Below are 26075 nucleotides of genomic sequence, written 5' to 3'. Positions count from 1 at the left end.
CTCGTACTGGACGTACTTGGGCTTTCGGCCGGTGCGGCGAGAGTGCGTGCCGGGCGTCGCGACGGGGCGAACGTTGCCTGCCGCGGCACTAGCCCCAGATCTTTGGCCATGAATTCCGCCCACGGTCACCGTTACGGAATTCAGTCAATCGGAACCGTAACCCCTGGCTCCCCCATTCGGGACCAGGGGTTTTCGGCGCCTGCTCGGCATCCGAACACCCGTCCTTTAGGGCGAGCTTGTCCGGATTTGTCGACGGGCGTGTAACAGCGGTTATGAGGCCCTCCGAGCGCGGAATCCCCGTTGCATGAACCACAACACCCCGCTCCCCCAGGTCCCCTCGGCGTCCCCCCGCCCGGTCCGTCACCTGTCCGACGTGCAGCGCCGCGTCACCACGGCGGCCCAGCTCCGCGCACAGGGCGTCGCGCCCGCCGAGGCGAACGAGCAGTGCCGGCCCGGCGGCCCCTGGCAGCAGCTCCTCCCCGGCGTGTACCTGCTGCACCCGGGCCCGCCGACCAGCGAGGAGCGGCTGCACGCGGTGCTGATGTACGCGGCCCGCGAGGGGGCGGCGCCCGGGGTGCCGGTCCAGCCGGGCTCCGGGGAGCCGCACCGGCCGGCGTACAGGGGGGCGATGATCACGGGGCTGGCGGCGCTGAACCTGCACGGACTGTCCTGCGCTCCGCCGCTGCTGTCCCTGGAGCACGTCGACGTCCTCGTCCCGCGGCTGCGCCGGCTGCGCTCGACGGGCTGCGCGCACGTCGTCCGCACGGCCGCGCTGCCGGTTCCCGAGCAGGCGACGGGGATTCCGGTGGCGCCGGTGCCGCGCGCGCTGGCCGACGCGGTGGCGCAGCTGACGGACGCGGGGGTGGTGCGCCGGCTGCTGTCGGAGGCGGTGCGCGGGGGGCACTGCGAACCGGCGGCGGTGGTACGGGAGTTGAACGACGCGAAGCTGCTGAGCCGGCCGCACGTGGTGGACGCCGTGGACTCGCTGCTCGCGGAGGGGCGGGCGATCGCGGAGGACCGGCTGTACACGATGGTCGTCGAGCACGGCCTGCCCGACCCGGTGTGGAACGTGGACCTCCGGCTGCCGGGCGGGCCGCACCTGGGCGGTCTGGACGCGTACTGGCCGGAGCAGGCGGTGGCGGTGGAGCTGGACACCCGGGCCCCGCGCCAGGACGAGGACGCGCTGTGGTCCGAGTACGCCCGTAAGCGGGAGCACTTCGAGCGCCTGGGCATCACGGTCGTGTACATCACGCCGAAGAAGCTGCGGGACTCGATCGAGCAGCAGGCGGCGGTGGTCCGCACGGCGCTGATGGCCGCGGGCGACCGCGACCCGGCCGCGTACGTCGTGGTGCTGCCCCGGTAGGAGGGGGACCGGGGAGGCATCAGGAGGGGAGAGGAGGGCCACCGGGCGCCGGTGGCCCTCCTGGGCTCCTGGGCTCCTGGGCTCCTGGGCTCCTGGGCTCCTGGGCTCCTGGGCTCTTAAGGTGAACCGATGAGATTACGCCCGGTGTTGGTCGTGCTGTTCCTGTTGCCGCTGCTGTGGGGGGCGGTGTCGCTGCTGAGAGCCGGTTCGGCCTACGGCATCCCGGACTGCCCGGGGATCCAGCTGGGCCCGGACGGCGAGGAGCACGCCGGCCGTATGCGACGCGCCTACACCTGCTCGATCTACTACAACCACACCGACGACTCGGCCGGCACGGCCACGTACGACCAGCTGAAGGTCGCCCAGGACCACGAACGCGGAGGCCTGTACCGCCAGGGAATCCTGCTCACCCTGTACGGACTGGCGGGCATCGGCGTCGCGACGGTCGCCACCCGCAAGCGCGCACCCGCCCGCCAGGGCCTGCCCTAGCCGAGTCCTAAGGGCTGTCCCGTAATCCCTGGTGGATCAGCGCGCGGCGTCAGATGCGGTGCATCGCAAGGCGGAGGCACGTCCGCATACTGGATGTATTCGGGCGTTCCGACAACGCGGCGAGGTGCCGTAGCTGTCGTCGCGCGCCCGCCAGGGATTGCGGGACAGCCCTTAGCCGTCCTCCCGCTGGGGGATCCGCTGGACGGAGCCCGCGTAGACCCGGTCGATGAGGGCCGCGTACGACGCGATCATGCGGGTTCTGCTGAAACGCTCCCGGGCGGCGGCCGACGCCGGGGCGAACTCGTCGCGCCGGGTCACCGCCTCCGTCCAGGCCGCCGCGACCGCCTGCGGGTCGGGCGAGGTGACGATGCCGTGGCCCGCCACGATCGCCGCGCTGTCGCCGACGTCCGTGGTCACCGGGACCGCGCCGCACATCATGCCCTCGACCAGGCACAGGGGGGCCGCCTCGCCCCAGGCGGAGGTCAGCGCGACCACGTCGGAGGCGGCGTAGACCGTCTCCATGTCGTGCCGCACCCCGAGGAGGTGAAGGCGGGCCGCACGGTCCGGCGCGCCGGCGAAGGCGTCCGCGATGTCGCCCGCGAGGCCGGGGTTGGCCGTCGTCATGCCCGCCCCGCACATCAGGACGTGCCCGTCCGGCACCGCGTCCAGCCAGGCGGCCGCCGCCGCCAGGAACAGGGGGACGTTCTTCATGCCGTCGTAGCGGGCCGCGAAGACGACGACCGGGGCCGCGGGGTCCACGTCGAGCGCCGTGCGCACCGCCAGGCGTCGCGCCGCGTCCGGGCGGAAGCGGATCAGGTCGACGCCGTTGGGGATCACGTGCAGCAGGCCCGCCGGGACGCCCGCCGCCTCGTACGCGGCCCGGGTCGACTCGGCGCAGCACACCGCCGCCGCCACCGTGCCGTCGGCGATCGCGGCCTTGAGGTCGCCGAGGGCGCGGCCCTGGTTCTCGGGGTCGGAGCGGTGCAGACAGACCACGACCGGGCGGCGCGGCAGGCCCGCCCGGGTGAGGAGCGCGAGGGGCTGTTCCTTGAGGGAGAGGACGACGTCCGCGTCGGCCGTCGCCCGCGCGGTATCGGCCAGCTCGGGGCCGGTGAAAACGGCTGGATCCACGCCCCCGCCGCCTCCCACGCCTCCCGCGCCGAACGTGCGGCCGAGCGAGGTGACGCCCACCTCGGCCGCCGTCAGCCTCCGGTAGCAGGCGTCGTCCTCCATCCGCTGGCGGGTGGCCTCGCGGTGCACCTCGCCGTGGATGCTCAGTACCCGATGGTGCTGGCCGCCTTCCCGCAGCCCCAGCACCACGTCGCTGTGCACGATCCGGGCTCCCCCGGAGAAGAAGCCCTCGTAGACCGAGAGCACCCGCAGTCCGTTTCCTCTGCGCACACGATCACCCGCCTCGCACCGATATCCAGCCATCCCCGTGAAGTGCGGGTTAGCCGATATGAGGCGGTACAGACGTTACGTCCGGATGAACTGGGCGCTTCGGATCCGGGTCTGGTGCATTACCGCGCACGCCCGTCCGCCGGCCGTTCGCGCCACAGCCCGAGCGCGAGGTCCACCAGGCCCACCCGGACCAGGGCGGGCACCGCGTCCAGGTCGTGCCAGGCGGCCAGGTCGGTGGAGCCGTTCACCTCGTTGCGCAGTTCGCCGCCGACGACCCTGCCCTCGTAGACGATGCGGACGCCGTGGTGGTCCACGGGGCCGCTCAGGCCGTCGCGGCCGAAGACGCGGCGGGAGGAGTCGATGCCGAGGAGGCCCGTCACCTCGACCCGGTAGCCGGTCTCCTCGTCCAGTTCGCGCACGACGGTGTCGAGGGGGTCCTCGCCGTGCTCCATGCCGCCGCCGGGGAGCACCCACTCCGGTGTGCCGTCGGGAGCCGGCGAGCGGGCGAGCAGAACCTGGCCGTCACGGACGCAGACGGCGTAGGCCGCCACTCTCAACTTCTTGCGCATGCAAGGACGTTAGCCGGTGGGGCACATGCCGACACGGGATTTTCCGGGCATGCGGAGCGCAGGGCTCCGGCACAGCGCGGGGACAGTCGCCGCACAGGGGGCTCGTAGAGGGTTTTCCCCATTCATCCATATCGATTCGGTCAACTCTCCCCAAACAGCAGTCCCTTGAGTAAAGCTTTGCGGTCATCCGGGGCCATGCTCCGGACGACCGTGATCAGGGCAGGGAACGGCCCGATCACGTGCCGCTCGCTCCTTTACCTACCAGGTGCCTACAAGGGATGCCGATGACCCTCACCCCCCAGCGCGAACCGATATCGGGTACCAGACGCGTGGCCCGCATAGCCGTGGCCGCCGGCCTGGTGGCCGCGCTGTCCGCGGCCGGGCCGATACCTCTGGCCTTCTCCGCCGACAGCGGGCCGACCCCGGCCGCGGCCGACCCGGGCGTGAAGTCCGCCCACGACAAGCTCGGCTCCGACGACGCCGACCTCCTCGCCGAGGCCAAGGCCGCCGGCGACAAGAACGTCACGCTGATGGTCGCGACCGCCCCCGGCCAGACCGAGCAGGTCGCCAAGGAGCTGGACGCGGTCAAGGGCGGCTCCGTGGGCCAGTCCTACGACAAGGTCGGCTACGTCCGCGCCACCCTCCCGACCGGCAAGGCCGACTCGGCGATCGCCGCCGCCGCCAAGCTGACCTCGGTGCACGCCATCGACCTGCGCCAGGACATCGTCCTCGACGATCCGACGCCGGACGCGGACTCCGCGAAGGGCGCCAAGTCCACCGCGACGAAGACCTACCCGGCGCCGAACGCGAAGACCCCCGCCGAGAACCCGTACAACCCGTCCTTCGAGACGGGCGCCGTCGACTTCGTGAAGAAGAACCCGAAGGCGGACGGCCGCGGCGTCACCATCGGCATCCTCGACTCCGGTGTGGACCTGGCGCACCCCGCGCTGCAGAAGACCACCACCGGCGAGCGCAAGATCGTCGACTGGGTCACCTCGACCGACCCGATCCTCGACGGCGACGCCTCCTGGCGCCCGATGGTGACCGCGGTCTCCGGGCCCAGCTTCACCTACGGCGGCCGCACCTGGGCGGCGAAGCCCGGCTCCTACCAGATCAACCTCTTCCGGGAGTCCGCCACCGCGGGCGGCGACGCCAAGGGCGACGTCAACCGCGACGGCGACACCACCGACGCGTGGGGCGTCCTGTACGACGCGGCCGCCGGCACGGTCACCGTCGACGTGAACAACAACGGCGACTTCACCGACGACACCGCGATGAAGCCGTACAAGGACGGCTACCAGATCGGCTACTTCGGCACCGACAACCCGGCGACCGACGTCGCCGAGCGGCAGCCGTTCGTCGTGGAGGTCCGCAAGGACGTGCCGATGGACCCGTTCGGCGGCGACTGGGTCGGCAAGACCGCCGACTTCGCCAACATCGGTCTCATCGCCAGCGAGCACGGCACGCACGTGGCCGGCATCACCGCCGCGAACAGCCTGTTCGGCGGCAAGATGAACGGCGCCGCGCCCGGCGCCAAGCTCGTCTCCTCCCGCGCCTGCGTCTTCGGCCCGGGCTGCTCCAACGTCGCCCTCACCGAGGGCATGATCGACCTGGTCGTCAACCGCGGCGTCGACATCGTCAACATGTCGATCGGCGGTCTGCCGGGCCTGAACGACGGCAACAACGCGCGCGCCGAGCTGTACACGCGCCTCATCGACACCTACGGCGTGCAGCTCGTGCTCGCCGGCGGCAACGAGGGCCCCGGCGCCAACACCATCGGCGACCCCGGTCTGGCCGACAAGGTGATCTCGGTCGGCGCGGCCATCTCCAAGGAGACCTGGGCGTCCAACTACGGCTCCCAGGTGACGAAGAAGTACGGGCTGCTGAACTTCTCCTCGCGCGGACCGCGTGAGGACGGCGGCTTCACGCCGACGCTCGTCGCCCCCGGCGCCTCGATCAACACCACGCAGACCTGGCTGGAGGGCGCCCCGGTCGCCGAGTCGGGCTACTCGCTGCCGGCCGGCTACTCCATGCTCCAGGGCACCTCGATGGCCTCCCCGCAGGCCGCGGGCGCCTCGGCGCTGCTGCTCTCGGCCGCCAAGCAGCAGAAGGTCGCGCTCACCCCGGCGACCCTGCGCACGGCGCTGACCTCGACCGCCCACCACATCAAGGGTCTCCAGGCGTACGAGGAGGGCGCGGGCGCCATCGACATCGTGGACGCCTGGAAGTCCATCAAGAAGGGCGCCACCGCCCACGACTACACCGTCAAGGCCCCGGTCGACACCGCGCTCGACCAGGCGCTGAAGACGCCGGGCTTCGGCACCGGCATCTACGACCGTGAGGGCGGCCTCAAAGCGGGCCAGAAGAAGACGTACGACGTCACCATCACCCGTACGTCCGGCGCCGACAAGGCGATCCGCCACGAGCTCCACCTCGAGAACAACGCGGCCCACACCTTCAAGATCCTCGGCTCGGACGAGGTCAAGCTGTCGCTGAACAAGCCGGTGACGGTCAGGATCCAGGCCAACCCGAAGGCCGCGGGCATCGCCAGCGCGATCCTGGAGGTCGACGACCCGAAGACCGAGGGCCTCGACAAGCAGATCCTCAACACGGTCGTCGTCTCGACGCCGGTGAAGCACACGTTCCACGTGTCGAACACCGTGCAGCGCAACAGCTTCCAGTCCTACTTCCTGACCGTGCCCGAGGGCGCCAAGTCGCTGGAGGTCGCGATCGGCGGGCTGAAGGACAAGAGCCAGACCCGGTTCATCTCGATCCACCCGTACGGCGTCGCGGTCGAGGACAGCTCCACGATCTACTGCTACAGCAACTACCCGAACACCAACGGCTGCAGGCCGGACGCCCGTTCGTACCCGAACCCGCAGGCCGGGGTCTGGGAGATCGAGGTCGAGTCGCGCCGCACCTCGCCGCTGCTCGACAACCCGTACAAGCTGGACGCCACCGTCTACGGCGCGGCCTTCGACCCGGAGACCGTGACCGTGCCCGAGGCGAAGGTCGGCACCCCGGCCGCCGCCTCCTGGAAGGTCACGAACAACTTCGCGGCCATCGACGGCAAGCTGGCCGGCGGCCCGCTCGGCTCGTCCAAGACGACCCGCCCGACCATCGCGGACCACGAGAACCAGACCACCACGGTCGAGGTCCCGGCCGGCGCCAAGTCGCTCGACGTCTCCATCGGCAACGTCTCCGACGCCTCCGCCGACCTGGACCTGACGGTCTACGACGCGGACGGCAACCAGGTCGCGCAGCAGGCCGACGGCGACTCGGAGGAGGCGGTCTCCATCCCGTCGCCCGCCGCCGGCACCTACACCATCGAGGTCGCGGGCTACTCCGTCCCGGCCGGCACCACGGCGTACGACTACGTGGACGTGTTCTTCTCGTCCGCGCTCGGCACCGTCACCGTCGACGAGTCGACGCCGGTGAAGCTCGCCACGGGCGCCTCGGCGTCGGTCTCCGCGACCGTCACCGCGCTGGCCCCCGCACCGGAGGGCCGGGCCTTCTTCGGCCAGGTCCAGCTGGTGAACGCGCGGGGCACGGTCGCGGGCATCGGCAATGTGGTGATCGAGAAGGTCACTCCGTAGCACCGTGCAGCCGTAGCACCGTGCAGTCAAGTGAGGGGCGGGCGTCCGTGAGGGCGCCCGCCCTTCGGCTGTCACGTCATGTGGCACGTCATGTGGCACGTCATGTGTCACGTCATGTGTCACGTCATGTGTCACGTCATTCGCAGGGGACGCCCTCCGCGTCGGCCAGCGCGCGGACCAGCGCCGCCCGCTCGGGGGCGATGTCGGTCTCGCCGACCGCCCACATGTCGGGGGTGGCGGACGCCTCCCCCAGGGCGACCAGGACGTGGTCGCCCTCGCCCAGCAGCGGGTCCATGTCGTCCTCCACCAGGAACTCGACCTCGGGCCGCGCGGACTTCTCCGGCTTGTAGGAGCGGGTGACGTGCAGGGTGACCCGCTCCCGGGTGGTGCCGGGCACCCGGACGACGTCCGTGACGTCCCCCTCCGCGACGAGCCGGGCGCAGGCCAGGTAGCCCGGATCGCCGAGCAGATCCCCCTTCCCGCTCGCGGACGCCTCGGCCCGCTCCTCCGACGCCGCCGCCCCGCTGTCGTCGGCGCTCTTGCTCGACTGGATGTCGGCCGCCCCCCGGCCGACCTGGACGACGACCCACCCGCCCCCGAGCACGAGGGCGCCGGCGGCCGCGACGCCCACGACGCGCAGGGCGAGCGGACGGAGGCGGCGTACCGGGGCGAGGGCCGGTTTCCCGGCGGGCTCCGGCGCCGGCTCCGTGAGGACGTCGGCGATGAGGCCGAGCTGCTCGCGCAGGAGGGCCACGTCGGCGCGGGCGGCAGGGTGGTCGGGATCGGCGCGGACCTCTTCGGAGAGGTCGCCGACGGGAACGTCCAGGATGGCGGCCAGCAGCGCGTCCATGCCGTCGTGACCGTCGTCGTAGCCGTCGTCGTGACCGTCGTCGTGCGGCTTTTCCACGTCACACCACCTCGTCCTCGTGCAGGCGGGCGCGCAGGGCCCGGACCGCCGTGTGCAGGCGGCTCTTGACCGTGCCCTCCGGGACGCCCAGCTCCCGGGCGATCGAGCGCACCGGAAGGTCGGCGTAGAAACGCAGGACGACGACCTGGCGCAGGGCGTCGGACAGGTCGTCCAGTCCCTGCGCGACGGCGAGGGAGAGCACGCTGGTGTCCTCGCCGGAGGGGTGCTCGTGCTGGCGCAGCGAGGCCAGCCGCTCCCCCAGCCGCTCCTGGCGGCGCTTGGCCCGGTGCCAGTCCATGGCGAGGTTGGACGCGACGACCGCCGCCCACGCGGAGACGTCGCGCGGGGCCTCGTACCCCTTCGCCGCCCGCTCCAGCAGCCGCAGGCGGACCTGCTGTACCCCGTCCAGCAGGTCCGCCTGTGGTACCCCGCCCAACGCGAGCACCGCCCGCACCCGGCGTTCCTGCGCCGCGTCCAGGGGGTCGCCGTGTTCGACCCCCTGGACGCGGCGGGTGATTCTGCGCAGCACAGACACCCCTCCCCTCGCCGCGTTTCCCCTACGACGCCGGTGGGGCCGGAAACGTTCAGAGGCGTACGTCACACCGGCGGGCGGGGCTGGACAGCTTGCGGCACGAGGTGACCGTAGGACGATTTCCTCCAGCTCAACAGGGGTGCGACGGGAGTTCCGGAACCGTTGCTCACCCCCAGGTGTCCCAGTCCTCGGGCATGGGGCGCAAAGAATTGGACAGGTGGACCGGGGTCGGCCGCATGATGGAAAAGCCTCGGTCAAGTGTGAGAGATAGGGAGTCGCCGTGAGGGTCGGAATCGTCGGAGCCACCGGTCAGGTCGGCACGGTCATGCGCAGGATCCTGGTCGAGCGGGACTTTCCGGTCACGGAGCTGCGTCTGTTCGCGTCGGCCCGCTCCGCCGGATCGGTCCTGGACGGCGTGACGGTGGAGGACGCGGCGACGGCCGACTACTCGGGTCTGGACATCGTGCTGTTCTCGGCGGGCGGCGCGACGTCGAAGGCGCTGGCGGAGAAGGTCGCCGCGCAGGGTCCGGTCGTGATCGACAACTCGTCGGCCTGGCGCAAGGACCCGGAGGTCCCCCTGGTCGTCTCCGAGGTGAACCCGCACGCGATCGCGAACCGCCCCAAGGGCATCATCGCCAACCCGAACTGCACGACGATGGCCGCGATGCCGGTCCTGAAGCCGCTGCACGCGGAGGCGGGTCTCGAGGCGCTGGTCGTGGCGACGTACCAGGCGGTGTCCGGCTCGGGCGTCGCGGGCGTGGCCGAGCTGCACGGCCAGGCGCAGAAGGTCGTCGCCGACGCGGACAAGCTCACCCACGACGGCGAGTCGGTCGACTACCCCGAGCCGCAGGTCTACAAGCGCCCGATCGCCTTCAACGTGATCCCGCTCGCGGGCTCGATCGTCGATGACGGGCTGAACGAGACCGACGAGGAGCAGAAGCTCCGCAACGAGTCCCGCAAGATCCTGGAGATCCCGGACCTCAAGGTCTCCGGCACCTGCGTACGCGTCCCGGTCTTCTCCGGGCACTCGCTCCAGGTCAACGCCCGCTTCGCGCGCCCTCTGTCGGCGCAGCGCGCGACGGAGCTGCTGTCCGCCGCGGAGGGCGTCGTCCTCACCGACATCCCGACCCCCCTCCAGGCGGCCGGCAAGGACCCGTCGTTCGTGGGCCGCATCCGCGAGGACGAGACGGTCGAGCACGGTCTCGCCCTCTTCGTCTCCAACGACAACCTGCGCAAGGGCGCGGCGCTGAACGCGGTCCAGATCGCGGAGCTGGTGGCGGCCGAGCTCAAGGGCTAGGGGGCTTCTGATGGATCTCCGTGGGAGAAGGAGCGGCGTTCGGTGCGTGCTCTCGGTGTGCCGGGCGAGAGTCCTCGTGGCGGAGCTACTAGGGCTTTCGCCCGGTGCGGCGAGAGTGCGTGCCGGGCGTCGCGACGCCGCGGAGATCCATCAGAAGCCCCCTAAGCCCTGACCTCGTAGAGAAAACACCCGTACTCGACGGCCCGGACGTGCACGAACGCGACGTCCGGGTCGCCGAACGCCTCCCGGAAGGCGGCGTCGAGCCCGCCGGCGTCGACGAGGGCGCCCCCGAGGATGCGCCCGTCGGCGCAGTAGCGCCGGACGGTGCGATGGGCGCCGGAAAACGGATAACCGTCCTCGCCCGACCCCGGCCCAGGCCCCGCACACCCCTCACCCTCGGCATGAACGAACACGGGCCCCTGCTCGTCGTAGGCCCCGGGCTCGGCCCCCGTCTCGGCCGCCCACCGCCGCAGGGGCGCATACGAGACGAGCGCGATCCTCTCCCCCACGGCGCTGCGCCGCAGACAGCAGCGCAGCGGCGCGCCCCCCTCCCGATCGACGAAGGACGCCACCGGCCGCCCGGCGTCGTCACGGACCCGCAGCCCGTCGAGAACACCGACGGAAATGGCCCGCACGGTGTAGTCCCGGGACGTTGTCGTAGTAGTAGCCATACCCCCACCCTCCGGCCGACCGCCCACCCACACCGGCGGCTTCCGGACGTCAAGCTCCGGCGACAGGGGTGGTGGGGTCAGTCCCGACCGGCCCCCGCCGACGCCAGCAGCGGTACCGCCAGCACCCCCAGGCCCGCAGCCACGCACAGCGCCGCAGTCAGTCCGAAGGCGTCCGAGACGCGGCCGCCGGTGAACGCGCCCAGGGCTATCGCCGTGTTGAAGACTCCGGCGAACATCGCGGACACGGCCTCGCGGGCATGCGGTTCCGCGGCCGACAGCCACGTCTGCGCGGAGACGGACACGCCGCCGTAGACCAGGCCCCACAGGACCACCAACGTGCCGGAAACGGCCGCGGACCCACCCGCGGGGATGAGGAGGGCGATCACCGCGCCCAGGGCCGCCGCGATGACGCCCAGCAGTCGTCGGGCGCTGCGGGTGGCGAACACGCCGGCGGCGAAGGTGCCCATGACGCCCGCGAGGCCGTAGCAGAGGAGCAGCGCACCGACCCGACCGGTGCCGAGACCCGGCGTGCGCTCCAGTATCGGGCGGACGTACGTGTACGCGGCGAAGTGGCCGACGATCAGCAGGGCCACCGCCGACATCCCGCGCCGTATGCGGGGCGCGCCCGCGAGACGGGCCAACTGCCGCAGTCTCAAAGGCTGTTCGGCGGGGAGCGGCGGCAGCCCGAGGGCCAGGGTCAGCGACGCTCCCGCCGCCAGGGCGGCCAGGGCCGCGAAGGACCAGCGCCAGCCGACGGCCGTGGCGAGGAGGGTGCCGGCCGGGACGCCCAGCACCGACGCCACGGCCACTCCGCTGAAGACGACCGACGTGGCCCGCCCGACCGACCGCGCCGGGACCAGCCGTACCGCGAGGCCGGCCGCGAGCGCCCACACCCCGCCGATGCAGACCCCGACCAGTGCGCGGGCGGCGAACAGGACCGGCACGTCGGGCGCGAGGGCGGAGAGGAGGTCGGCCGCGGCGAGCACGAGGAGCAACGCACACAGGACTTGGCGGCGGTCGGCACGGCGTACCGCGACCGGGAGGAGCGGCGCGGCGACGGCGGCGACCAGTCCGGGCAGGGTGAGGGTGAGGCCGGCGGTGCCCGCGGAGACGTCCAGTCCGTCGCGGAGCGGGGTGAGGAGGCCGACGGGCAGCATCTCGGTGGTGACGACGCAGAAGGTGGCTCCGCCGAGGGCGAGCACGGCGGCCCAGGGGCGGACGGGGGCCACGGGGGCGTCCGGGGACACGCTGGTGGGGGTGGTGGAGGCCATGCCTCCACCATTCAGCGCCGGCCCCGCGCTTCCCACCCCGTCCCGCGGGCCGGACACCACGGCTTCCCGCCCCGCCAGGAACGTCGTCGCCCCACGCACCCCTCCCGTGGAAGGATGGCGCAACCCACACATATCGAGGAGATGACCGCGTGCCTGGCACAAACCTGACTCGCGAAGAGGCGCAGCAGCGGGCGAAGCTGCTCACCGTTGACTCGTACGAGATCGATCTCGACCTCTCCGGCGCGCAGGAGGGCGGCACCTACAGGTCCGTGACGACGGTGCGCTTCGACGTCGCCGAAGGGGGCGCGGAGTCCTTCATCGACCTCGTCGCCCCGGCCGTCCGGGAGGTGACCCTCAACGGGGACCCGCTGGACGCGGCCACGGTGTTCAAGGACTCCCGGATCGCGCTGTCGGGGCTGCTGGAGGGCCGTAACGTCCTGCGGGTCGTCGCCGACTGCGCGTACACCAACACCGGTGAGGGGCTGCACCGGTTCGTCGATCCGGTCGACGAACAGGCCTATCTGTACACGCAGTTCGAGGTGCCGGACGCGCGCCGCGTCTTCGCCAGCTTCGAGCAGCCGGATCTCAAGGCGACCTTCCGGTTCACGGTGAAGGCCCCGAGCGGCTGGACCGTCGTCTCCAACTCGCCGACGCCCGAACCCAAGGACGACGTCTGGGAGTTCGAGCCGACGCCGCGGATCTCGTCGTACATCACCGCTCTCGTCGTCGGGCCGTACACCTCGGTCCACAGCGTGTACGAGAAGGACGGGCAGAGCGTCCCGCTCGGCATCTACTGCCGGCCGTCCCTCGCCGAGTTCCTCGACTCGGACGCGATCTTCGAGGTCACGCGGCAGGGCTTCGACTGGTTCCAGGAGAAGTTCGACTACGACTACCCGTTCAAGAAGTACGACCAGCTGTTCGTGCCGGAGTTCAACGCGGGCGCGATGGAGAACGCGGGCGCGGTCACCATCCGCGACCAGTACGTGTTCCGGTCGAAGGTGACGGACGCGGCGTACGAGGTGCGTGCCGAGACGATCCTGCACGAGCTGGCCCACATGTGGTTCGGCGACCTGGTCACCATGGAGTGGTGGAACGACCTGTGGCTGAACGAGTCGTTCGCCACCTACACGTCGATCGCCTGCCAGGCGTACGCCCCCGACTCGCGCTGGCCGCACTCGTGGACGACGTTCGCCAACTCCATGAAGACGTGGGCGTACCGGCAGGACCAGCTGCCCTCGACCCACCCGATCATGGCCGAGATCGGCGACCTGGACGACGTGCTCGTCAACTTCGACGGGATCACCTACGCCAAGGGCGCGTCCGTCCTGAAGCAGCTCGTGGCGTACGTCGGCATGGACGAGTTCTTCGTGGGCGTGCAGGCGTACTTCAAGCGGCACGCGTTCGGCAACACCCGGCTGTCCGACCTGCTCGGCGCGCTGGAGGAGACCTCCGGCCGTGACCTGGGCACCTGGTCGCAGAAGTGGCTGCAGACCGCCGGCATCAACGTCCTGCGTCCGGAGATCGAGACGGACGCCGACGGTGTCGTCACCGCGTTCGCCGTCCGCCAGGAGGCCCCGGCGCTCCCGGCGGGCGCGAAGGGCGAGCCGACGCTGCGCCCGCACCGCATCGCGGTCGGCCTGTACGACCTCGACGGCGACACCGGCAAGCTGGTGCGCCAGGAGCGCGTGGAGCTGGACGTCGACGGCGAGCTGACGGTCGTCCCGCAGCTGGTCGGCAGGCGCCGTCCGGACGTCGTCCTGCTCAACGACGACGACCTGTCGTACGCCAAGGTCCGCCTCGACGAGCAGTCGCTCGCGTTCGTCACCGAGCACCTGGGCGACTTCGAGGCCTCGCTGCCCCGCGCCCTGTGCTGGGCGTCGGCCTGGGACATGACCCGGGACGGCGAACTGCCCACCCGCGACTACCTGTCCCTGGTGCTGTCCGGCATCGGCAAGGAGTCGGACATCGGCGTGGTGCAGTCGCTGCACCGCCAGGTCAAGCTCGCCATCGACCTGTACGGCGCCCCGGCCACCCGCGAGGCCCTGCTGACCCGCTGGACCGACGCCACGCTGGCCCACCTGCGCTCGGCCGAGGCGAGCAGCGACCACCAGCTGGCGTGGGCGCGGGCGTTCGCCGCGACGGCCCGTACGCCGGAGCAGCTGGACCTTCTGGAGGCCCTGCTGGACGGTACGCAGACGATCGAGGGCCTGGCCGTCGACACCGAGCTGCGCTGGGCGTTCGTGCTGCGCCTCGCGGCGGTCGGCCGGTTCGACGAGGCGGAGATCGCCGGGGAGTACGAGCGCGACAGGACGGCGGCCGGTGAGCGGCACGCGGCGAGCGCGCGGGCCGCGCGTCCGACGCCGGAGGCCAAGGCGGAGGCGTGGGCGTCGGTCGTGGAGTCCGACAAGCTGCCCAACGCGCTCCAGGAGGCGGTCATCGGCGGCTTCGTCCAGACCGACCAGCGTGAGCTGCTCGCGTCGTACACGGAGCGGTACTTCGAGGCCGTGAAGGGTGTCTGGGACTCCCGTTCGCACGAGATCGCCCAGCAGATCGCGGTCGGTCTCTACCCGACGATCCAGGTCTCCCGGGAGACCCTGGACCGGACGGACGCCTGGCTGGCCGCGGCCGAGCCGAACGCGGCCCTGCGCCGCCTCGTCTCCGAGTCCCGCTCGGGCGTGGAGCGCGCGCTGCGGGCCCAGGCGGCCGACGCGCGATAGTTTCCGCGAAGGTGACAGCGAGGGCGCCCGGTGTCGCATCGGGTGCCCTCGCCGTCACCCGGACGCCGTCTCGCGCAGTGCCTTGCGGACGGTGCGGGGTGGGCGCGGCGCGGCCGGTCGTCCCGCCCACAGTTGGCCCGCCACCGTCGCACCGAACGCGAGTGCCATTCCCCCCAGTTGGAGCGGCGTCAGGGACTGTCCGAGGGCGGCCCAGCCGACGACGGCCGCGGTCAGCGGGGAGAGCGGGCCGAGGAAGGTGACCCGGGTCGCGCCGAGCCGGCCGATGCCACGGAACCAGAGCCAGTACGAGACGGCCGTGTTCCCGAGCGCGAGGTAGAGGTATCCGCCGATCGCGCTGCCGTCCAGGGCGGGCGGGGCTCCCTCCACGAGGAGGGCGAGCGGGGCGATGAGCAGGCCGCCCGCGGTGAGCTGCCAGCCGGTGAGCGCGAGCGGGCCGACGCCCTCGGGGCTGCCCCACTTCCTGGTGAGCACGGTGCCGGCCGACATCGAGGCGGTGGAGGCGATCGCCGCGAGCACGCCGAGCCCGTCCAGCGCCCCGGCCGACTTCAGCACGACCAGGCTGACGCCGAACGCGGCCACGGCCCCCGCGAGCAGGGTCCGCACGGTCGGCCGCTGCCCCAGCAGCAGCGCGGAGAGGCCCACGACGAACAGCGGTCCGGCCGAGCTGACGACCGCGGCCGTGCCGCCGGGCAGTCGGTAGGCGGCGAGGAAGAGGAGGGGGAAGAAGGCGCCGATGTTCAGCGCGCCGAGTATCGCGGCCTTCCCCCACCAGACGCCCCGGGGCAGCACCCGGCCGAGCGCGAGCAGCAGCAGCCCGGCGGGCAGGGCCCGCATCAGGCCGGTGAACAGGGGGCGGTCGGCGGGGAGGAACTCGGTGGTGACGGCGTAGGTGGTGCCCCAGGAGATCGGGGCGAGGGCGGTGAGCAGGACGGTGGCTGACCTCTTCATGAATGGATAGCTTAGCGCTAAGTAACTTAGCGTCAAGCCGCTTGGCGTCGATCCGCTCAGTCCCCACCCGCTTAGCGTCAAGCCACTTAGCGTCAAGCCACTTTCTTGCGGGCGACCGAACCCCGGCGGGATACTCGCCGCATGAGCAGTCAGCACCCCCCGCGCGAGGACCCCGTCGACGCGATCATCGGGCAGTGGGCGACGGTCCGGCCCGACCTCGACACCGCCGCCATGGAGGTCTTCGGCCGGATCTCCCGGCTCGCGCGCGCGATGACCGACCGCATGGAGACGGCGTACGGCGCCCTCGGCATCGGCCGCGGCGAGTTCGACGTCCTCGCCACCCTGCGCCGCTCCGGCGAGCCCTACACCCTCTCGCCCCGCCAGTTGTCGGCCACCCTGATGCTCACCACCGGCGGGATGACCGGCCGCCTCGACAAGCTGGAGCGGGCCGCCCTGCTGCGCCGCTCCCCCGACCCGCACGACCGGCGCGGCCTCCAGGTCACGCTGACGGAGAAGGGGCTGGACCTGGTGGACCGCGCGGTCGGCGCGGGCCTCGCCGTCCAGACCGAGGCGCTGACCGCCGCCCTGAACGCCGAACAGGCCGGCCGACTGGCCGACCTGTTGCGCGAGTTGCTGGTGGTCACGGAGTCGCCGGGCCGCTGAGCGCGGGGCGGAGCAGGGGGTCGCTCAGCCGTCCTCGGGCGGCCAGGGGAACCCGAGCTCCGCAGCGCGTTCGGGGCTGCCGCCGCACAGCTGTGCGTAGGTCTTCGGGTCGTCGTCGGCCAGCCGGCCCAGGGCGGCGGCGGCCTGTGCCTCGGGTGGGCCGCCGTCGTCCGGGACGGTCCAGCGGAACTGGAGCGGGTCGCCGTCCGCCGCCCCGGCCCCGAGTCCCGGTGCGTACAGGAAGGTCACCACGGTCGTGTCCGGGTCCTCGTGGCCGGTGCTGATCCAGCCCCGGCGCGCGTCCCACCGGGCGAGCAGCTCCGGCCGTTCGACCAGCCCCGCCTTGATCAGCCGGGCCGTCCTGCGGGCCCGCCAGGACCAGGAGTCGTCGGTTTCCGCCCGGGCGATCTCCGCGTCGTAGGCGGCGGCGTCGAACCGGAGCGCGGGGAGTTCGGGCGCGGGCCCTCGCGGGCCGGGGAACGTCGGCCGCTGCCACTCCTCCCACACGACCTCCGCGCCGTCGCGGCGGATGGTGACGTATAGCGCGCCGCAGCATCCCTCGGTGCACCATGCCTCCGCGAGCTGCACCCGGCGGGGCTCGGGCCCGGCCCGCAGCAGACGGTCGTCCAGGAGCCGTTCGGGAGGGTGCACGGGACCGGGCGGGAAGACGTCCGGGACGAGCGGACGCCCGTCGACGAGGATGCGGGCCTCGACGGGCTCCCGGTCCACTGGGTCGCCGGCCACGACCTCGATGCGCAGCCGGCCGACGGCGGTCGTGAACGGACGCCGTCCGGTGCGGCGGATCCAGCCGGCGCGGGCGTCGCCCGGATCCGCCTCGGCCAGGACTGCCCAGGACGGCTCCGCGAGGAGTCGCTCGAGGGATGCGAGGAGCGTCTCGCGGTAGCCGGAGGGCCAGTCCAGCAGCGCTCCCGCGCCGCTGCTCAGATCCTGGGCCAGCGAGAGCAGGGTCGCGTGGTGTTCGAGGGTCGGGGGCAGGAGGCCGGCCCGGTCGACGACCGTCTCGTACACGCTGCGCGCGTCGTGGTAGGCGAGGAGCCTGGTCGGGTCGTCGGACGAGCACGCCATCCGGACGAGGAGGCGGCCCGCCCGGGCGAGCAGGGCCGGGTCGGCGGGGTGCGCGGCGAGCAGATCGGGCAGTCGGACGGCTTCCGCGATGCGGCGGGCGGTCGCGGTGGAGAGGAAGCGGGCGTCGGCGGGGAAGGCCACCAGCTCACCGGGAACGGCCCGGCCGTCCCCCGTCCCCAGCGCCCGGACGAGCGGCAGCAGCTCGGGGCGGCGGACCGCGGAGACGAGCCAGACGACGGCGGCGGCCTGGCGGTCGAGGGCGTCGAGGGCCTGGACGGCCGGACCGGTGAGCGACCGCAGCAGTCCGAGGGCGGAGAGATACGGGACGTCCTCGGGTTCGCCGACGCGGGCGAGGAGGGCAAGGCCCGCGATGACGGCGGGCACGGCGCTGCCGGTGCGGGTCAGCCCCCTGGCCAGGGTGCGGGCCACGGCGTGCTGCTCGGCCGGCAGCGGCAGGGCGGCGACGGCGGACAGGATCAGCTGGCGATGGCGGCCCCGGACGCCCAGTTCGGCGAAACGGCGGTCCAGGGTGGCCGGATCCGTCGGCAACGGCCGCAGCTCTTCAGCGATGACGGCGGCGACGGTCTGGTAGGGCAGCCGGTTCCGGCTGTCTTCGGACTCGGCCGCTGAGGCCGGCGGGTCGGGAAGACAGAAGCCCCGGCCGGGCGGCAGCCCGTCGGGGGACTCGTGCAGCAGACGCAGCACGTGGTCGTAGAGGGCGCTCACCGAGCGCTGGGGAACTCGATTCCGTAGGTCATGCGCGAAGCCTGACAGCCCCTGCCGCGGCCTGTCGAAGGAATTACCCGCCGACAGGCCGGGGGGCTCAGTCGGTGGTCAGGCCTTGGCCTTGGCGGGCTTCGCGACGCGGTGCTCGGTCTTGGACTTGTCCAGGACCATCACCAGCCCGGTGATCACCGCGAACAGCGCCAGCGGCGCCACGACATAGAGGCCCAGCGTGTCGATGACACTCAGGCCCTGACCGGGGTCGTCACCGTCGTCGCGGGTCAGCGCGAGCGCGGGGGACGACATGAGCAGCATCATCAGCGTCGTACCGGCAGCCAGGGCGCCGGCGCGCAGGGCGTTCTTCTTGTCCACGGTGCCCAAGTTAGCGAACGACGTCGGCACGCGCGCGCCCGGGGGTGCGTAAGAGGCGCCCCGAGCGCCCGAGGCGGGCGGGGCCGAACCACCGGCCACGCCGCGCTATTCCTGCCTGCGCTCCCCGCCCGTCCTGTCCTCGTGCTCCTTGCCCTCGTCCTGCCTGAACACCTCCATCAACGCACGCAACCGAGGCGAACCCGCCAGTTCCTCCAGCGTCACCGGCTTCCCCGACGCGTCCGCGACGGGAAGCCGCCAGTTCGGATACTGATCCCAGGTGCCCGGCAGGTTCTGCGGGCGGCGGTCGCCGACGCCGTCCGGCAGCCAGACGCCGATCATGCGGGCCGGCGTGCGCAGCAGAAAGCGGTGGACGGCCTGGATCTCGGCCTCCTCCGAGGAGCGGTCGCTGCCGCCGCCGGTGCCCGCCAGCAGCCCGAGGCGGGTGAGCAGGGCGATCCACTCCCCCGTGTCGTTGGCCGCCGCCGCCCGCTCCTCCGCCAGCGGGCGGGTCAACAGGCCCAGCCGGTCGCGGAGTTCGACGTGTTCGCCGGTGAGCCGGGCGGCGGTGGAGGGCAGGTCGTGGGTGGTGGCGGTGGCCAGGCAGTCGGCGCGCCAGCGGTCGGGGGGCAGTGGGCGGCCGTCGCCGTCCCAGTCCCGTTCGAACCACAGGACCGACGTGCCGAGCACGCCCCGTTCGCGCAGCGCCTCGCGGACGCCCGGCTCGACGGTGCCGAGGTCCTCGCCGATCACCACCGAGCCCGCCCGGGAGGCCTCCAGGACCAGGACGGCGAGCATGGCCTCGGCGTCGTACCGGACGTATGCGCCCTCCGTCGGCAGCTCGCCCTGCGGGACCCACCAGAGGCGGAACAGGCCCATGACGTGGTCGATGCGCAGGGCGCCGGCGTAGCGGAAGAGGGCCCGCAGGAGTCGCCGGTAGGGCTCGTAGCCGGACGCGGCCAGCCGGTCCGGGCGCCAGGGCGGCAGGCCCCAGTCCTGGCCGCGGGCGTTGAAGGCGTCCGGCGGGGCGCCGACCGACATCCCGGCGGCGAAGTACTCCTGCTGGGCCCACGCGTCGGCGCCCCCGGGGTGCACGCCGACCGCGAGGTCGTGCACGATCCCGACCGGCATGCCCGCCTCGCGCGCGGCGCGCTGGGCATCGGTGAGCTGAGTGTCGGTGAGCCAGGCGAGCCGGGAGTGGAAGTCGACGCGGTCCATCAACTCCCCGCGGGCGCGGGCGGTTTCGGCGGACCGGGGGTCGCGGAGGCCGGACGGCCACCGCTGCCACTGCGATCCGTGCGCCTCGGCGAGCGCGCACCAGGTGGCGTGGTCCTCCAGGGCCTGGCCCTGCTCGGCGAGGAAGTCGCAGTAGGCGGCGCGCCGGCCGGGCCCGAGCGGCACCTCGGCGACCAGCTCCAGCGCCTCCCGCTTGAGCTCCCAGACGGCGTCCCGGTCGATCAACTCCCCTTTTTCCAGGACGGCTTCGCGCAGCCGTCCGGCGCGTTCGAACACCGAACGCGGGGCGTCGCCCCGGACGTACGCGAACTCGGGGACGTCCTCGACGCGCAGATGCACCGGGTCGGGGAAGCGGCGGGAGGAGGGCCGGTAGGGGGACGGATCCGTCGGCGCCCCCGACACGGCCGCGTGCAGCGGGTTGACCTGCACGAACCCGGCCCCGAGCACCCGCCCGGCCCAGCCGGCGAGCTCCCCCAGGTCCCCGAGGTCGCCCATGCCCCAGGAGCGCCGGGAGAGGAGGGAGTAGAGCTGGACGAGGAGTCCGTACGAGCGTCCCGGGGGCGTGGGCAGGCGGGGCGGGGCGACGACGAGGTGGGAGCGGCCGGTCCGCCCGTCGGGGGCGACGACCGTCAACTGGTGCACCCCGGCCGGAAGTCGCTCGAAGGAGTCCCGGTTCTCGCCCTGCTCGGTCTCGATGTGCAGCCGCGCGCCCTCGGGCAGGCCGGCGAGGGCCTCGCACGGGCTGCCGCTCCAGCACACGACCGTCGGCGGCAGCAGCCGCTCGCGCAGTTCCCGTTCCCGGACGGCGAGCGCGGCGCGCACGGCCCCCGGGGTGCCCGCGTCGACGTCGAGGGCGGCCAGGGCGCGGGTGACGGCGGCGGCCGAGGCCGTCACCGTGCGGTCCGGGGAGGGCTGGTAGGAGGTGGCGACGCCGTACAGCGCGGCGAGTCGGGCGAGTTCCTCTCCGGGGGGCGCCGTCATCTACGGCCTCGTGGAGTCTGGGTCCGCGGCGAGCGGCGGCTCGCTGGTCAGGGGCTCGGCGTCGGGCAGCGGAGGCTCGCTGGTCAGCGGGGGCTCGGCGACGGGGCTCTCCGCGTTGAAGGCACGGGTTTCTTCGAGCCGGGTGGAACGGTCCACCGGGCGTTTGGAGCGGGCCGGCGCGATCACGGTGGCCTCCTCGTGGGATACGGATCGGATACCGCAGCCCTACCCAGCGGACGCGAGGACAGACGTCCTCACCCCGTCACATCCCCACGCGGCACACCGGCTGCCCGACCCTGCCGTGCGCCCCGAAGGGCCCCGTGGCCTGGCCGGCTGCGCGGCGCCACGGGGCATGAAGAAGCCCGGATCCGTCAGGCGGAGATGCCGTCGATCCGGGCCAGGGCGTCGTCCGCGCCGTACGGCTGCAAGTACGGCAGCCAGCGCGGGTCCCTATGGCCCGTGCCGATGATGCGCCAGGCGAGGCCGGAGGGGGGAGCGGGTTTGTGGCGCAGCCGCCAGCCGATCTCGACGAGATGCCGGTCGGCCTTCACGTGGTTGCAGCGCCGACACGACGCCACGACGTTGTCCCACACGTGCTTGCCCCCACGGCTGCGCGGGATGACGTGGTCGACGCTGGTTGCGACGCCACCGCAGTACATGCACCGGCCCCCGTCGCGCGCGAAGAGCGCCCGGCGGGTAAGAGGAACGGGCCCCCGATAGGGAACCCGGACGAATCGCTTGAGCCGGACCACGCTGGGTGCGGAGACTGTGACGGTCGCGCTGTGCATAAAGGCGCCGGATTCCTCCAGGGAGATTGCCTTGTTCTCCAGGACGAGGACGAGCGCGCGGCGGAGCGGTACGACGCCGAGCGGCTCGTACGACGCGTTGAGGACCAGGACATGCGGCACGGATGCCTCCTTGGGCGTCGGCGGCGCGTGGCTCGCGCCGGGACGATCTGCAGTCAGTCTCTCCTCTTGCCTGGTGGACGCGCCACCATGTCCCGGTAACGGGCTGGGAGTGTTTTCGACCACACCCTGTCTTCTCCCCAGCAACCCGGCCTGTTCAAGCACGGGTGAGGACCGTCTCTCCTTCACGCATCTGGCCGAACCACTCACAATGCCCCGTTAGTGTGGTGGTTCTGTCCGTCCGGTGACCTTTCCGTGACCTTGCAGCGCGTGTCGCCCTTGACCGCCGCGCCGGACGGAGCAGTGCAGCACCTGGAGGTACCTGCCGTGTCCTTGCCCGCCGTCCTACTGGCCGCCGACGCGTCGCCCTCGCCGACTCCCTCGGAGTCGCCGACCGCGGTGACCGTCCCGTCCCTCCAGGACGCCCAGGAGAGCGCGACGAACGCCGCCAGCTGGGTCGAGGAGAACTGGTCGACCTGGCTGGCGATCGGGCTGCGGGTGCTGCTGATCCTGGTGATCGCGGTGGTGCTGAGAGTGGTGGTGCAGCGGGCGATCACCAAGCTGATCGACCGGATGAACCGGACCGTGGAGTCGGTGGACGGCACGGCGCTGGGCGGGCTGCTGGTCAACAACGAGCGGCGGCGTCAGCGCTCGCAGGCGATCGGCTCGGTGCTGCGCTCGGTGGCCAGCTTCCTGATCCTCGGCACGGCCGCCCTGATGGTGCTGGCCACCTTCGAGATCAATCTGGCCCCGCTGCTGGCCTCCGCCGGTGTCGCGGGCGTCGCGATCGGTTTCGGCGCGCGCAACCTGGTCACCGACTTCCTCTCCGGCGTGTTCATGATCCTGGAGGACCAGTACGGCGTCGGCGACCAGATCGACGCGGGCGTGGCCTCCGGCGAGGTCATCGAGGTGGGGCTGCGGGTGACCAAGCTGCGCGGCGACAACGGCGAGATCTGGTACGTCCGCAACGGCGAGGTCAAGCGGATCGGCAACCTCTCGCAGGGCTGGGCGACGGCCGGCGTCGACGTGACCGTCAAGTCGTCCGAGGACCTGGACCGGGTCAAGGCCACGCTGGACGGGGTCGCCGAGAAGATGAGCAAGGAAGAGCCCTGGAACGAGCTCCTGTGGAGCCCGATCGAGGTCCTCGGCCTGGACAGCGTCCTGCTCGACTCGATGGTGGTCCGCGTCTCCGCGAAGACGATGCCGGGCAAGGCCCTCTCGGTCGAGCGCGAGCTGCGCTGGCGGGTCAAGCGCGCCTTCGACGCGGCCGACATCCGCATCGTCGGCGGCGAGACCGCCACCGCCACGGAGGACCCGGCCGACCCGACGGCGGCGGTCGCGGCCCCGTCCGTGTTCTCCAACGCGGACTCTCCGCAGGTGGCGGCGGCCGCCCCGATCACTCCGCAGCGCGCGGCGGCCACGCCTCCCGCGAAGTAGGCCCGCGGGGCCCCCGTGTAACGCCCGCCGACCCCGCACCGCCCCTGCACCGCCCCTGCACCGCCCCCGAGGTAACGACTCTGTTGCCTCGGGGGCGGTTTCCGTTTTCGTGTCTTGACGCCCTCTTCGTGGCGGGTTTACCTTCCCTTCCACCGATAGGAAACTTTCCTAACAGTGGCCCGATGTGGACTTGCACACGGCGTCACTGAAAAGCTGGGCAGTTCAGAAAGGCAGGTGTCGATCCCATGGCAGGAACCGCCGGTACGCCGGGCACCCCGCGCGTCCTGCGCGCCATGAACGACCGCGCCGCGCTCGACCTCCTGCTGGCGCACGGCCCCCTGTCCCGCACCCGCATCGGCAAGCTCACCGGCCTGTCGAAGCCCACCGCCTCCCAGCTCCTGGCCCGCCTCGAAGCGGCGGGACTGGTCCTGGCCACCGGCACCACCGAGGGGCGACCCGGCCCCAACGCCCAGCTCTACGAGGTCAACCCGGCTGCCGCCCACGCCGCCGGGCTCGACGTCACCCCCGAACGCGTCCTCGCCGCCGTCGCCGACATCACCGGCCGGACCCTGGGCACGTTCGAGGTGCCCACCCCCGGCCGGAAGACCGCCGAGGCCGTCGTACGGCAGGTCACCGACGCCCTCGACGGCGCCGTGAAGGCCGCCGGCCTCATCCGGGACGACGTGCGGCGGCTCGTCGTCGCCACCCCCGGCGCCTTCGACCCCACCACCGGCCGACTGCGCTACGCCTCCCACCTGCCCGGCTGGCACTCCCCCGCGCTGCTCGACGAACTCGCCGCAGCCCTGCCGATGCCGGTGGAGTACGAGAACGACGTCAACCTCGCCGCCGTCGCCGAACAACGGCTGGGCGCGGCCCGCGACCACGAGGACTTCGTCCTGCTGTGGAACGAAGGCGGCCTCGGCGCCGCCCTCGTCCTCGGCGGCCGGCTGCACCGCGGCTGGACCGGCGGCGCGGGAGAGGTGGGTTTCCTGCCGGTTCCGGGCGCGCCCCTGGTCCGGCAGGTGACCAAGGCCAACAGCGGCGGCTTCCAGGAGCTCGCGGGCTCCCAGGCCGTCCCCCGGCTCGCCCGGGAACTCGGCATCGGCCAGATCCCGACGGGACCGTACGCCGAGGTCGCCGCCGCTCTCGTGGCGCGGGCCGCCGCCGAGGACACCGTCCTGAACCGGCTGCTGCTCCAGACGTACGCGACCCGGCTCGCGACCGGTCTCGCCTCACTCGTCTCCGTGCTCGACCCCGAACTCGTCGTCCTCAGCGGCGCCTCCCTGACGGCCGGCGGCGAGGTGCTGCGCACCCTCGTCCAGGCCGAACTGGAGGAGCTCGCCGCGTCCCGGCCGAAGCTGGTCATGGGCGACGTCACCGAACGGCCCGTGCTGCGCGGCGCGCTGGAGAGCGCGCTGGCGGCCACCCGCGACGAGGTCTTCGACACCTCGCGCTAGCCCGCGCCCCCTCGTAGATCCCTTCTCCTGCTCACAGATCCCTTCACCTCACCTCACCCTGCCCTGTCCCTGGAAGGCTCCGCCATGCCCACACGCATATCCGAAGTCGTCCGAAAGGCGGCTTTCGCCCTCACCGCCTCGACGGCCCTCCTGCTCAGCAGCACCGCCTGTACCGGCCAGTCCGCGACCGGCACCGACGACGACGCGTCGAAGGAGCAGACCATCACCTTCTGGCACGCCTGGAGCGCGCCGAACGAGGTGAAGGCCGTCAAGGCCCTGGTCGCCGGCTTCGAGAAGGCGCACCCCAACATCCATGTGAACGTCGTCGGCAACATGACCGACGACAAGATCAACCAGGCGCTGCGCGCGGGCGGCAGCAAGGCGCCCGACGTGATCTCCTCGTTCACCACCAACAACGTCGGCAAGTTCTGCTCGTCGGGCGCCCTGGTCGACCTCAACCCCTTCTTCAAGAAGGCGGACATCGACCCGGCCACCACCTTCCCCAAGGCGATGAACGAGTACACCCAGTTCGACGGCAACCGCTGTGCCGTCCCGCTGCTGGGCGACGCCTACGGCCTCTACTACAACAAGACGGCGTTCGAGAAGGCGGGCATCACCACTCCCCCGAAGACCTGGTCCGAGTTCGAGGCCGACGCCAAGAAGCTGACGATCGCCCAGGGGAACACCTTCAAGCAGCTCGGCTTCATGCCGAACTACCACGGCTGGGAGACGACCACCGAGCACTACCTCGGCCAGTTCTCCCCGACGTACTTCGACGCGGCCGGCAAGTCGACCGTCGCCACCGACCCGGCCGTCACGGCCGCCTTCACCCTCCAGAAGAAGCTGGTCGACGACCTCGGCGGCTTCAAGAAGCTGGAGACCTTCCGGTCGACGCTCGGCGACGAGTGGGGCCCGAAGCATCCCTTCCAGACCGGTCAGGTCGCCATGCAGCTCGACGGCGAGTGGCGGCTGGGCATGGCGCTGGACGCCAAGCCCGACTTCGAGATCGGCGTCGCCCCGCTGCCCGTCCCGGACGACCAGGCCGACCAGTACGGCAAGGGCTACATCACCGGCACCATCGCCGGCATCGCCGCCACCAGCAAGAAGCAGAACGCGGCCTGGGAACTCGTGAAGTACATGACCACCGACACGGACGCGGTCGTCGGCTTCTCCAACGCCATCCACAACGTGCCGTCCACGCTGGCCGCCCTGAAGTCCCCGGACCTGAAGTACGACCCGCGCTTCAAGACCTTCCTGGACATCGCCGCGAACCCCAACTCGACGTCCTCCCCGGCCTCGATCAACGGCGGCGTCTACCTCACCACCGTCCAGCAGCTGGGCTACGACTACGAGAGCGGCAAGGTCACCGATCTGAAGTCCGGCCTGGCGAAGGCGGCGGCACAGATCGACACGGACATCGCGCAGGCGAAGTAGCC

The 26075-nt window shown here is 72.1% G+C and carries 21 protein-coding genes; 9 read left to right on the top strand and 12 right to left on the bottom strand.

What is annotated here, in order from left to right:
- Positions 1 to 304 precede the first annotated feature (304 nt).
- Both AB0J04_RS10245 and AB0J04_RS10240 read left to right on the top strand, forming a co-directional pair.
- On the top strand, positions 305 to 1363 hold the full coding sequence (locus AB0J04_RS10245; protein ID WP_363167918.1) for a hypothetical protein: 1059 nt from the start codon (positions 305 to 307) through the stop codon (positions 1361 to 1363).
- 129 nt (positions 1364 to 1492) lie between these two features.
- A complete protein-coding gene (locus AB0J04_RS10240) occupies positions 1493 to 1852 on the top strand; it encodes a hypothetical protein (RefSeq protein ID WP_363167917.1) in 360 nt (119 codons plus the stop codon).
- Positions 1853 to 2023: 171 nt separating this feature from the next.
- Here AB0J04_RS10240 and AB0J04_RS10235 read toward each other — a convergent pair whose 3' ends face one another.
- Positions 2024 to 3229 carry a glycosyltransferase gene (locus AB0J04_RS10235; RefSeq protein WP_363167919.1) on the bottom strand — a complete coding sequence of 402 codons (1206 nt, stop codon included), beginning with the start codon at positions 3227 to 3229 and terminating at the stop codon, positions 2024 to 2026.
- 143 nt (positions 3230 to 3372) lie between these two features.
- Positions 3373 to 3822 carry an NUDIX hydrolase gene (locus AB0J04_RS10230; protein WP_363167916.1) on the bottom strand — a complete coding sequence of 150 codons (450 nt, stop codon included), beginning with the start codon at positions 3820 to 3822 and terminating at the stop codon, positions 3373 to 3375.
- A gap of 284 nt (positions 3823 to 4106) precedes the next feature.
- Between AB0J04_RS10230 and AB0J04_RS10225 the strand changes: the two genes are divergently transcribed.
- Entirely contained in the window at positions 4107 to 7418 is a 3312-nt protein-coding gene (locus tag AB0J04_RS10225; protein WP_363167915.1) for a S8 family serine peptidase, read from the top strand.
- 136 nt (positions 7419 to 7554) lie between these two features.
- On the opposite strand, the gene AB0J04_RS10220 is transcribed toward AB0J04_RS10225, so the two are convergent.
- Both AB0J04_RS10220 and AB0J04_RS10215 read right to left on the bottom strand, forming a co-directional pair.
- Positions 7555 to 8325 carry a hypothetical protein gene (locus AB0J04_RS10220; protein ID WP_363167914.1) on the bottom strand — a complete coding sequence of 257 codons (771 nt, stop codon included), beginning with the start codon at positions 8323 to 8325 and terminating at the stop codon, positions 7555 to 7557.
- 1 nt (position 8326) lies between these two features.
- Positions 8327 to 8860 (bottom strand): sigma-70 family RNA polymerase sigma factor, encoded by a 534-nt coding sequence (locus tag AB0J04_RS10215; RefSeq protein ID WP_363167913.1) that lies wholly within the window; start codon positions 8858 to 8860, stop codon positions 8327 to 8329.
- A gap of 277 nt (positions 8861 to 9137) precedes the next feature.
- Here AB0J04_RS10215 and AB0J04_RS10210 point away from each other — a divergent pair, with 277 nt between their 5' ends.
- A complete protein-coding gene (locus AB0J04_RS10210) occupies positions 9138 to 10154 on the top strand; it encodes an aspartate-semialdehyde dehydrogenase (protein WP_363167912.1) in 1017 nt (338 codons plus the stop codon).
- 161 nt (positions 10155 to 10315) lie between these two features.
- Here AB0J04_RS10210 and AB0J04_RS10205 read toward each other — a convergent pair whose 3' ends face one another.
- Both AB0J04_RS10205 and AB0J04_RS10200 read right to left on the bottom strand, forming a co-directional pair.
- Positions 10316 to 10825: a DUF1203 domain-containing protein gene (locus tag AB0J04_RS10205; RefSeq protein WP_363167911.1), complete on the bottom strand. Its 510-nt coding sequence runs from the start codon at positions 10823 to 10825 to the stop codon at positions 10316 to 10318.
- A gap of 77 nt (positions 10826 to 10902) precedes the next feature.
- Positions 10903 to 12096, bottom strand: a complete 1194-nt coding sequence (locus tag AB0J04_RS10200; protein WP_363167910.1) for an MFS transporter — start codon at positions 12094 to 12096, stop codon at positions 10903 to 10905.
- 149 nt (positions 12097 to 12245) lie between these two features.
- On the opposite strand from AB0J04_RS10200, the gene pepN reads away from it, so the two are divergent.
- Positions 12246 to 14813 carry an aminopeptidase N gene (gene pepN / locus AB0J04_RS10195; protein ID WP_363167909.1) on the top strand — a complete coding sequence of 856 codons (2568 nt, stop codon included), beginning with the start codon at positions 12246 to 12248 and terminating at the stop codon, positions 14811 to 14813.
- Positions 14814 to 14867: 54 nt separating this feature from the next.
- Here the strand turns inward: pepN and AB0J04_RS10190 are convergent, their stop codons facing one another.
- Entirely contained in the window at positions 14868 to 15782 is a 915-nt protein-coding gene (locus AB0J04_RS10190; protein ID WP_363167908.1) for an EamA family transporter, read from the bottom strand.
- A gap of 141 nt (positions 15783 to 15923) precedes the next feature.
- Between AB0J04_RS10190 and AB0J04_RS10185 the strand changes: the two genes are divergently transcribed.
- Positions 15924 to 16445, top strand: a complete 522-nt coding sequence (locus tag AB0J04_RS10185) for a MarR family transcriptional regulator (protein ID WP_363167907.1) — start codon at positions 15924 to 15926, stop codon at positions 16443 to 16445.
- A gap of 24 nt (positions 16446 to 16469) precedes the next feature.
- Here AB0J04_RS10185 and AB0J04_RS10180 read toward each other — a convergent pair whose 3' ends face one another.
- The 5 genes from AB0J04_RS10180 to AB0J04_RS10160 form a co-directional block, all read right to left on the bottom strand.
- Positions 16470 to 18257 carry a hypothetical protein gene (locus AB0J04_RS10180; protein WP_363167906.1) on the bottom strand — a complete coding sequence of 596 codons (1788 nt, stop codon included), beginning with the start codon at positions 18255 to 18257 and terminating at the stop codon, positions 16470 to 16472.
- A gap of 108 nt (positions 18258 to 18365) precedes the next feature.
- Positions 18366 to 18626, bottom strand: a complete 261-nt coding sequence (locus AB0J04_RS10175) for a hypothetical protein (protein ID WP_363167905.1) — start codon at positions 18624 to 18626, stop codon at positions 18366 to 18368.
- A 105-nt stretch (positions 18627 to 18731) separates the two neighbouring features.
- Positions 18732 to 20840 (bottom strand): 4-alpha-glucanotransferase, encoded by a 2109-nt coding sequence (gene malQ, locus AB0J04_RS10170; protein WP_363167904.1) that lies wholly within the window; start codon positions 20838 to 20840, stop codon positions 18732 to 18734.
- Complete coding sequence (locus AB0J04_RS10165) at positions 20841 to 21026, bottom strand: hypothetical protein (RefSeq protein WP_363167920.1); 186 nt, start codon at positions 21024 to 21026, stop codon at positions 20841 to 20843.
- A gap of 185 nt (positions 21027 to 21211) precedes the next feature.
- A complete protein-coding gene (locus AB0J04_RS10160) occupies positions 21212 to 21748 on the bottom strand; it encodes an HNH endonuclease (RefSeq protein WP_363167903.1) in 537 nt (178 codons plus the stop codon).
- Between the two features lie 324 nt (positions 21749 to 22072).
- Between AB0J04_RS10160 and AB0J04_RS10155 the strand changes: the two genes are divergently transcribed.
- The 3 genes from AB0J04_RS10155 (at position 22073) to AB0J04_RS10145 (ending at position 26073) form a co-directional block, all read left to right on the top strand.
- Complete coding sequence (locus AB0J04_RS10155) at positions 22073 to 23182, top strand: mechanosensitive ion channel family protein (protein WP_363167902.1); 1110 nt, start codon at positions 22073 to 22075, stop codon at positions 23180 to 23182.
- Positions 23183 to 23427: 245 nt separating this feature from the next.
- On the top strand, positions 23428 to 24639 hold the full coding sequence (locus AB0J04_RS10150; RefSeq protein ID WP_363167901.1) for an ROK family transcriptional regulator: 1212 nt from the start codon (positions 23428 to 23430) through the stop codon (positions 24637 to 24639).
- An 84-nt stretch (positions 24640 to 24723) separates the two neighbouring features.
- The gene (locus AB0J04_RS10145) at positions 24724 to 26073 is read left to right on the top strand and encodes an ABC transporter substrate-binding protein (RefSeq protein WP_363167900.1); all 1350 of its coding nucleotides are present in this window, start codon (positions 24724 to 24726) and stop codon (positions 26071 to 26073) included.
- Positions 26074 to 26075: the final 2 nt, after the last annotated feature.

This window comes from Streptomyces sp. NPDC050263 (assembly GCF_040655955.1).
GTDB lineage: Bacteria > Actinomycetota > Actinomycetes > Streptomycetales > Streptomycetaceae > Streptomyces.
This window is presented reverse-complemented; position numbering and strand designations above follow the sequence as displayed.

Coding starts and splice junctions, on each gene's coding strand:
- AB0J04_RS10205 (WP_363167911.1), bottom strand. CDS start 10,825: ATGGCTACTACTACGACAACGTCCCGGGACTACACCGTGCGGGCCATT.
- AB0J04_RS10230 (WP_363167916.1), bottom strand. CDS start 3,822: ATGCGCAAGAAGTTGAGAGTGGCGGCCTACGCCGTCTGCGTCCGTGAC.
- malQ (WP_363167904.1), bottom strand. CDS start 20,840: ATGACGGCGCCCCCCGGAGAGGAACTCGCCCGACTCGCCGCGCTGTAC.
- AB0J04_RS10150 (WP_363167901.1), top strand. CDS start 23,428: ATGGCAGGAACCGCCGGTACGCCGGGCACCCCGCGCGTCCTGCGCGCC.
- AB0J04_RS10240 (WP_363167917.1), top strand. CDS start 1,493: ATGAGATTACGCCCGGTGTTGGTCGTGCTGTTCCTGTTGCCGCTGCTG.
- AB0J04_RS10225 (WP_363167915.1), top strand. CDS start 4,107: ATGACCCTCACCCCCCAGCGCGAACCGATATCGGGTACCAGACGCGTG.
- AB0J04_RS10185 (WP_363167907.1), top strand. CDS start 15,924: ATGAGCAGTCAGCACCCCCCGCGCGAGGACCCCGTCGACGCGATCATC.
- AB0J04_RS10245 (WP_363167918.1), top strand. CDS start 305: ATGAACCACAACACCCCGCTCCCCCAGGTCCCCTCGGCGTCCCCCCGC.
- AB0J04_RS10200 (WP_363167910.1), bottom strand. CDS start 12,096: ATGGCCTCCACCACCCCCACCAGCGTGTCCCCGGACGCCCCCGTGGCC.
- AB0J04_RS10145 (WP_363167900.1), top strand. CDS start 24,724: ATGCCCACACGCATATCCGAAGTCGTCCGAAAGGCGGCTTTCGCCCTC.
- AB0J04_RS10190 (WP_363167908.1), bottom strand. CDS start 15,782: ATGAAGAGGTCAGCCACCGTCCTGCTCACCGCCCTCGCCCCGATCTCC.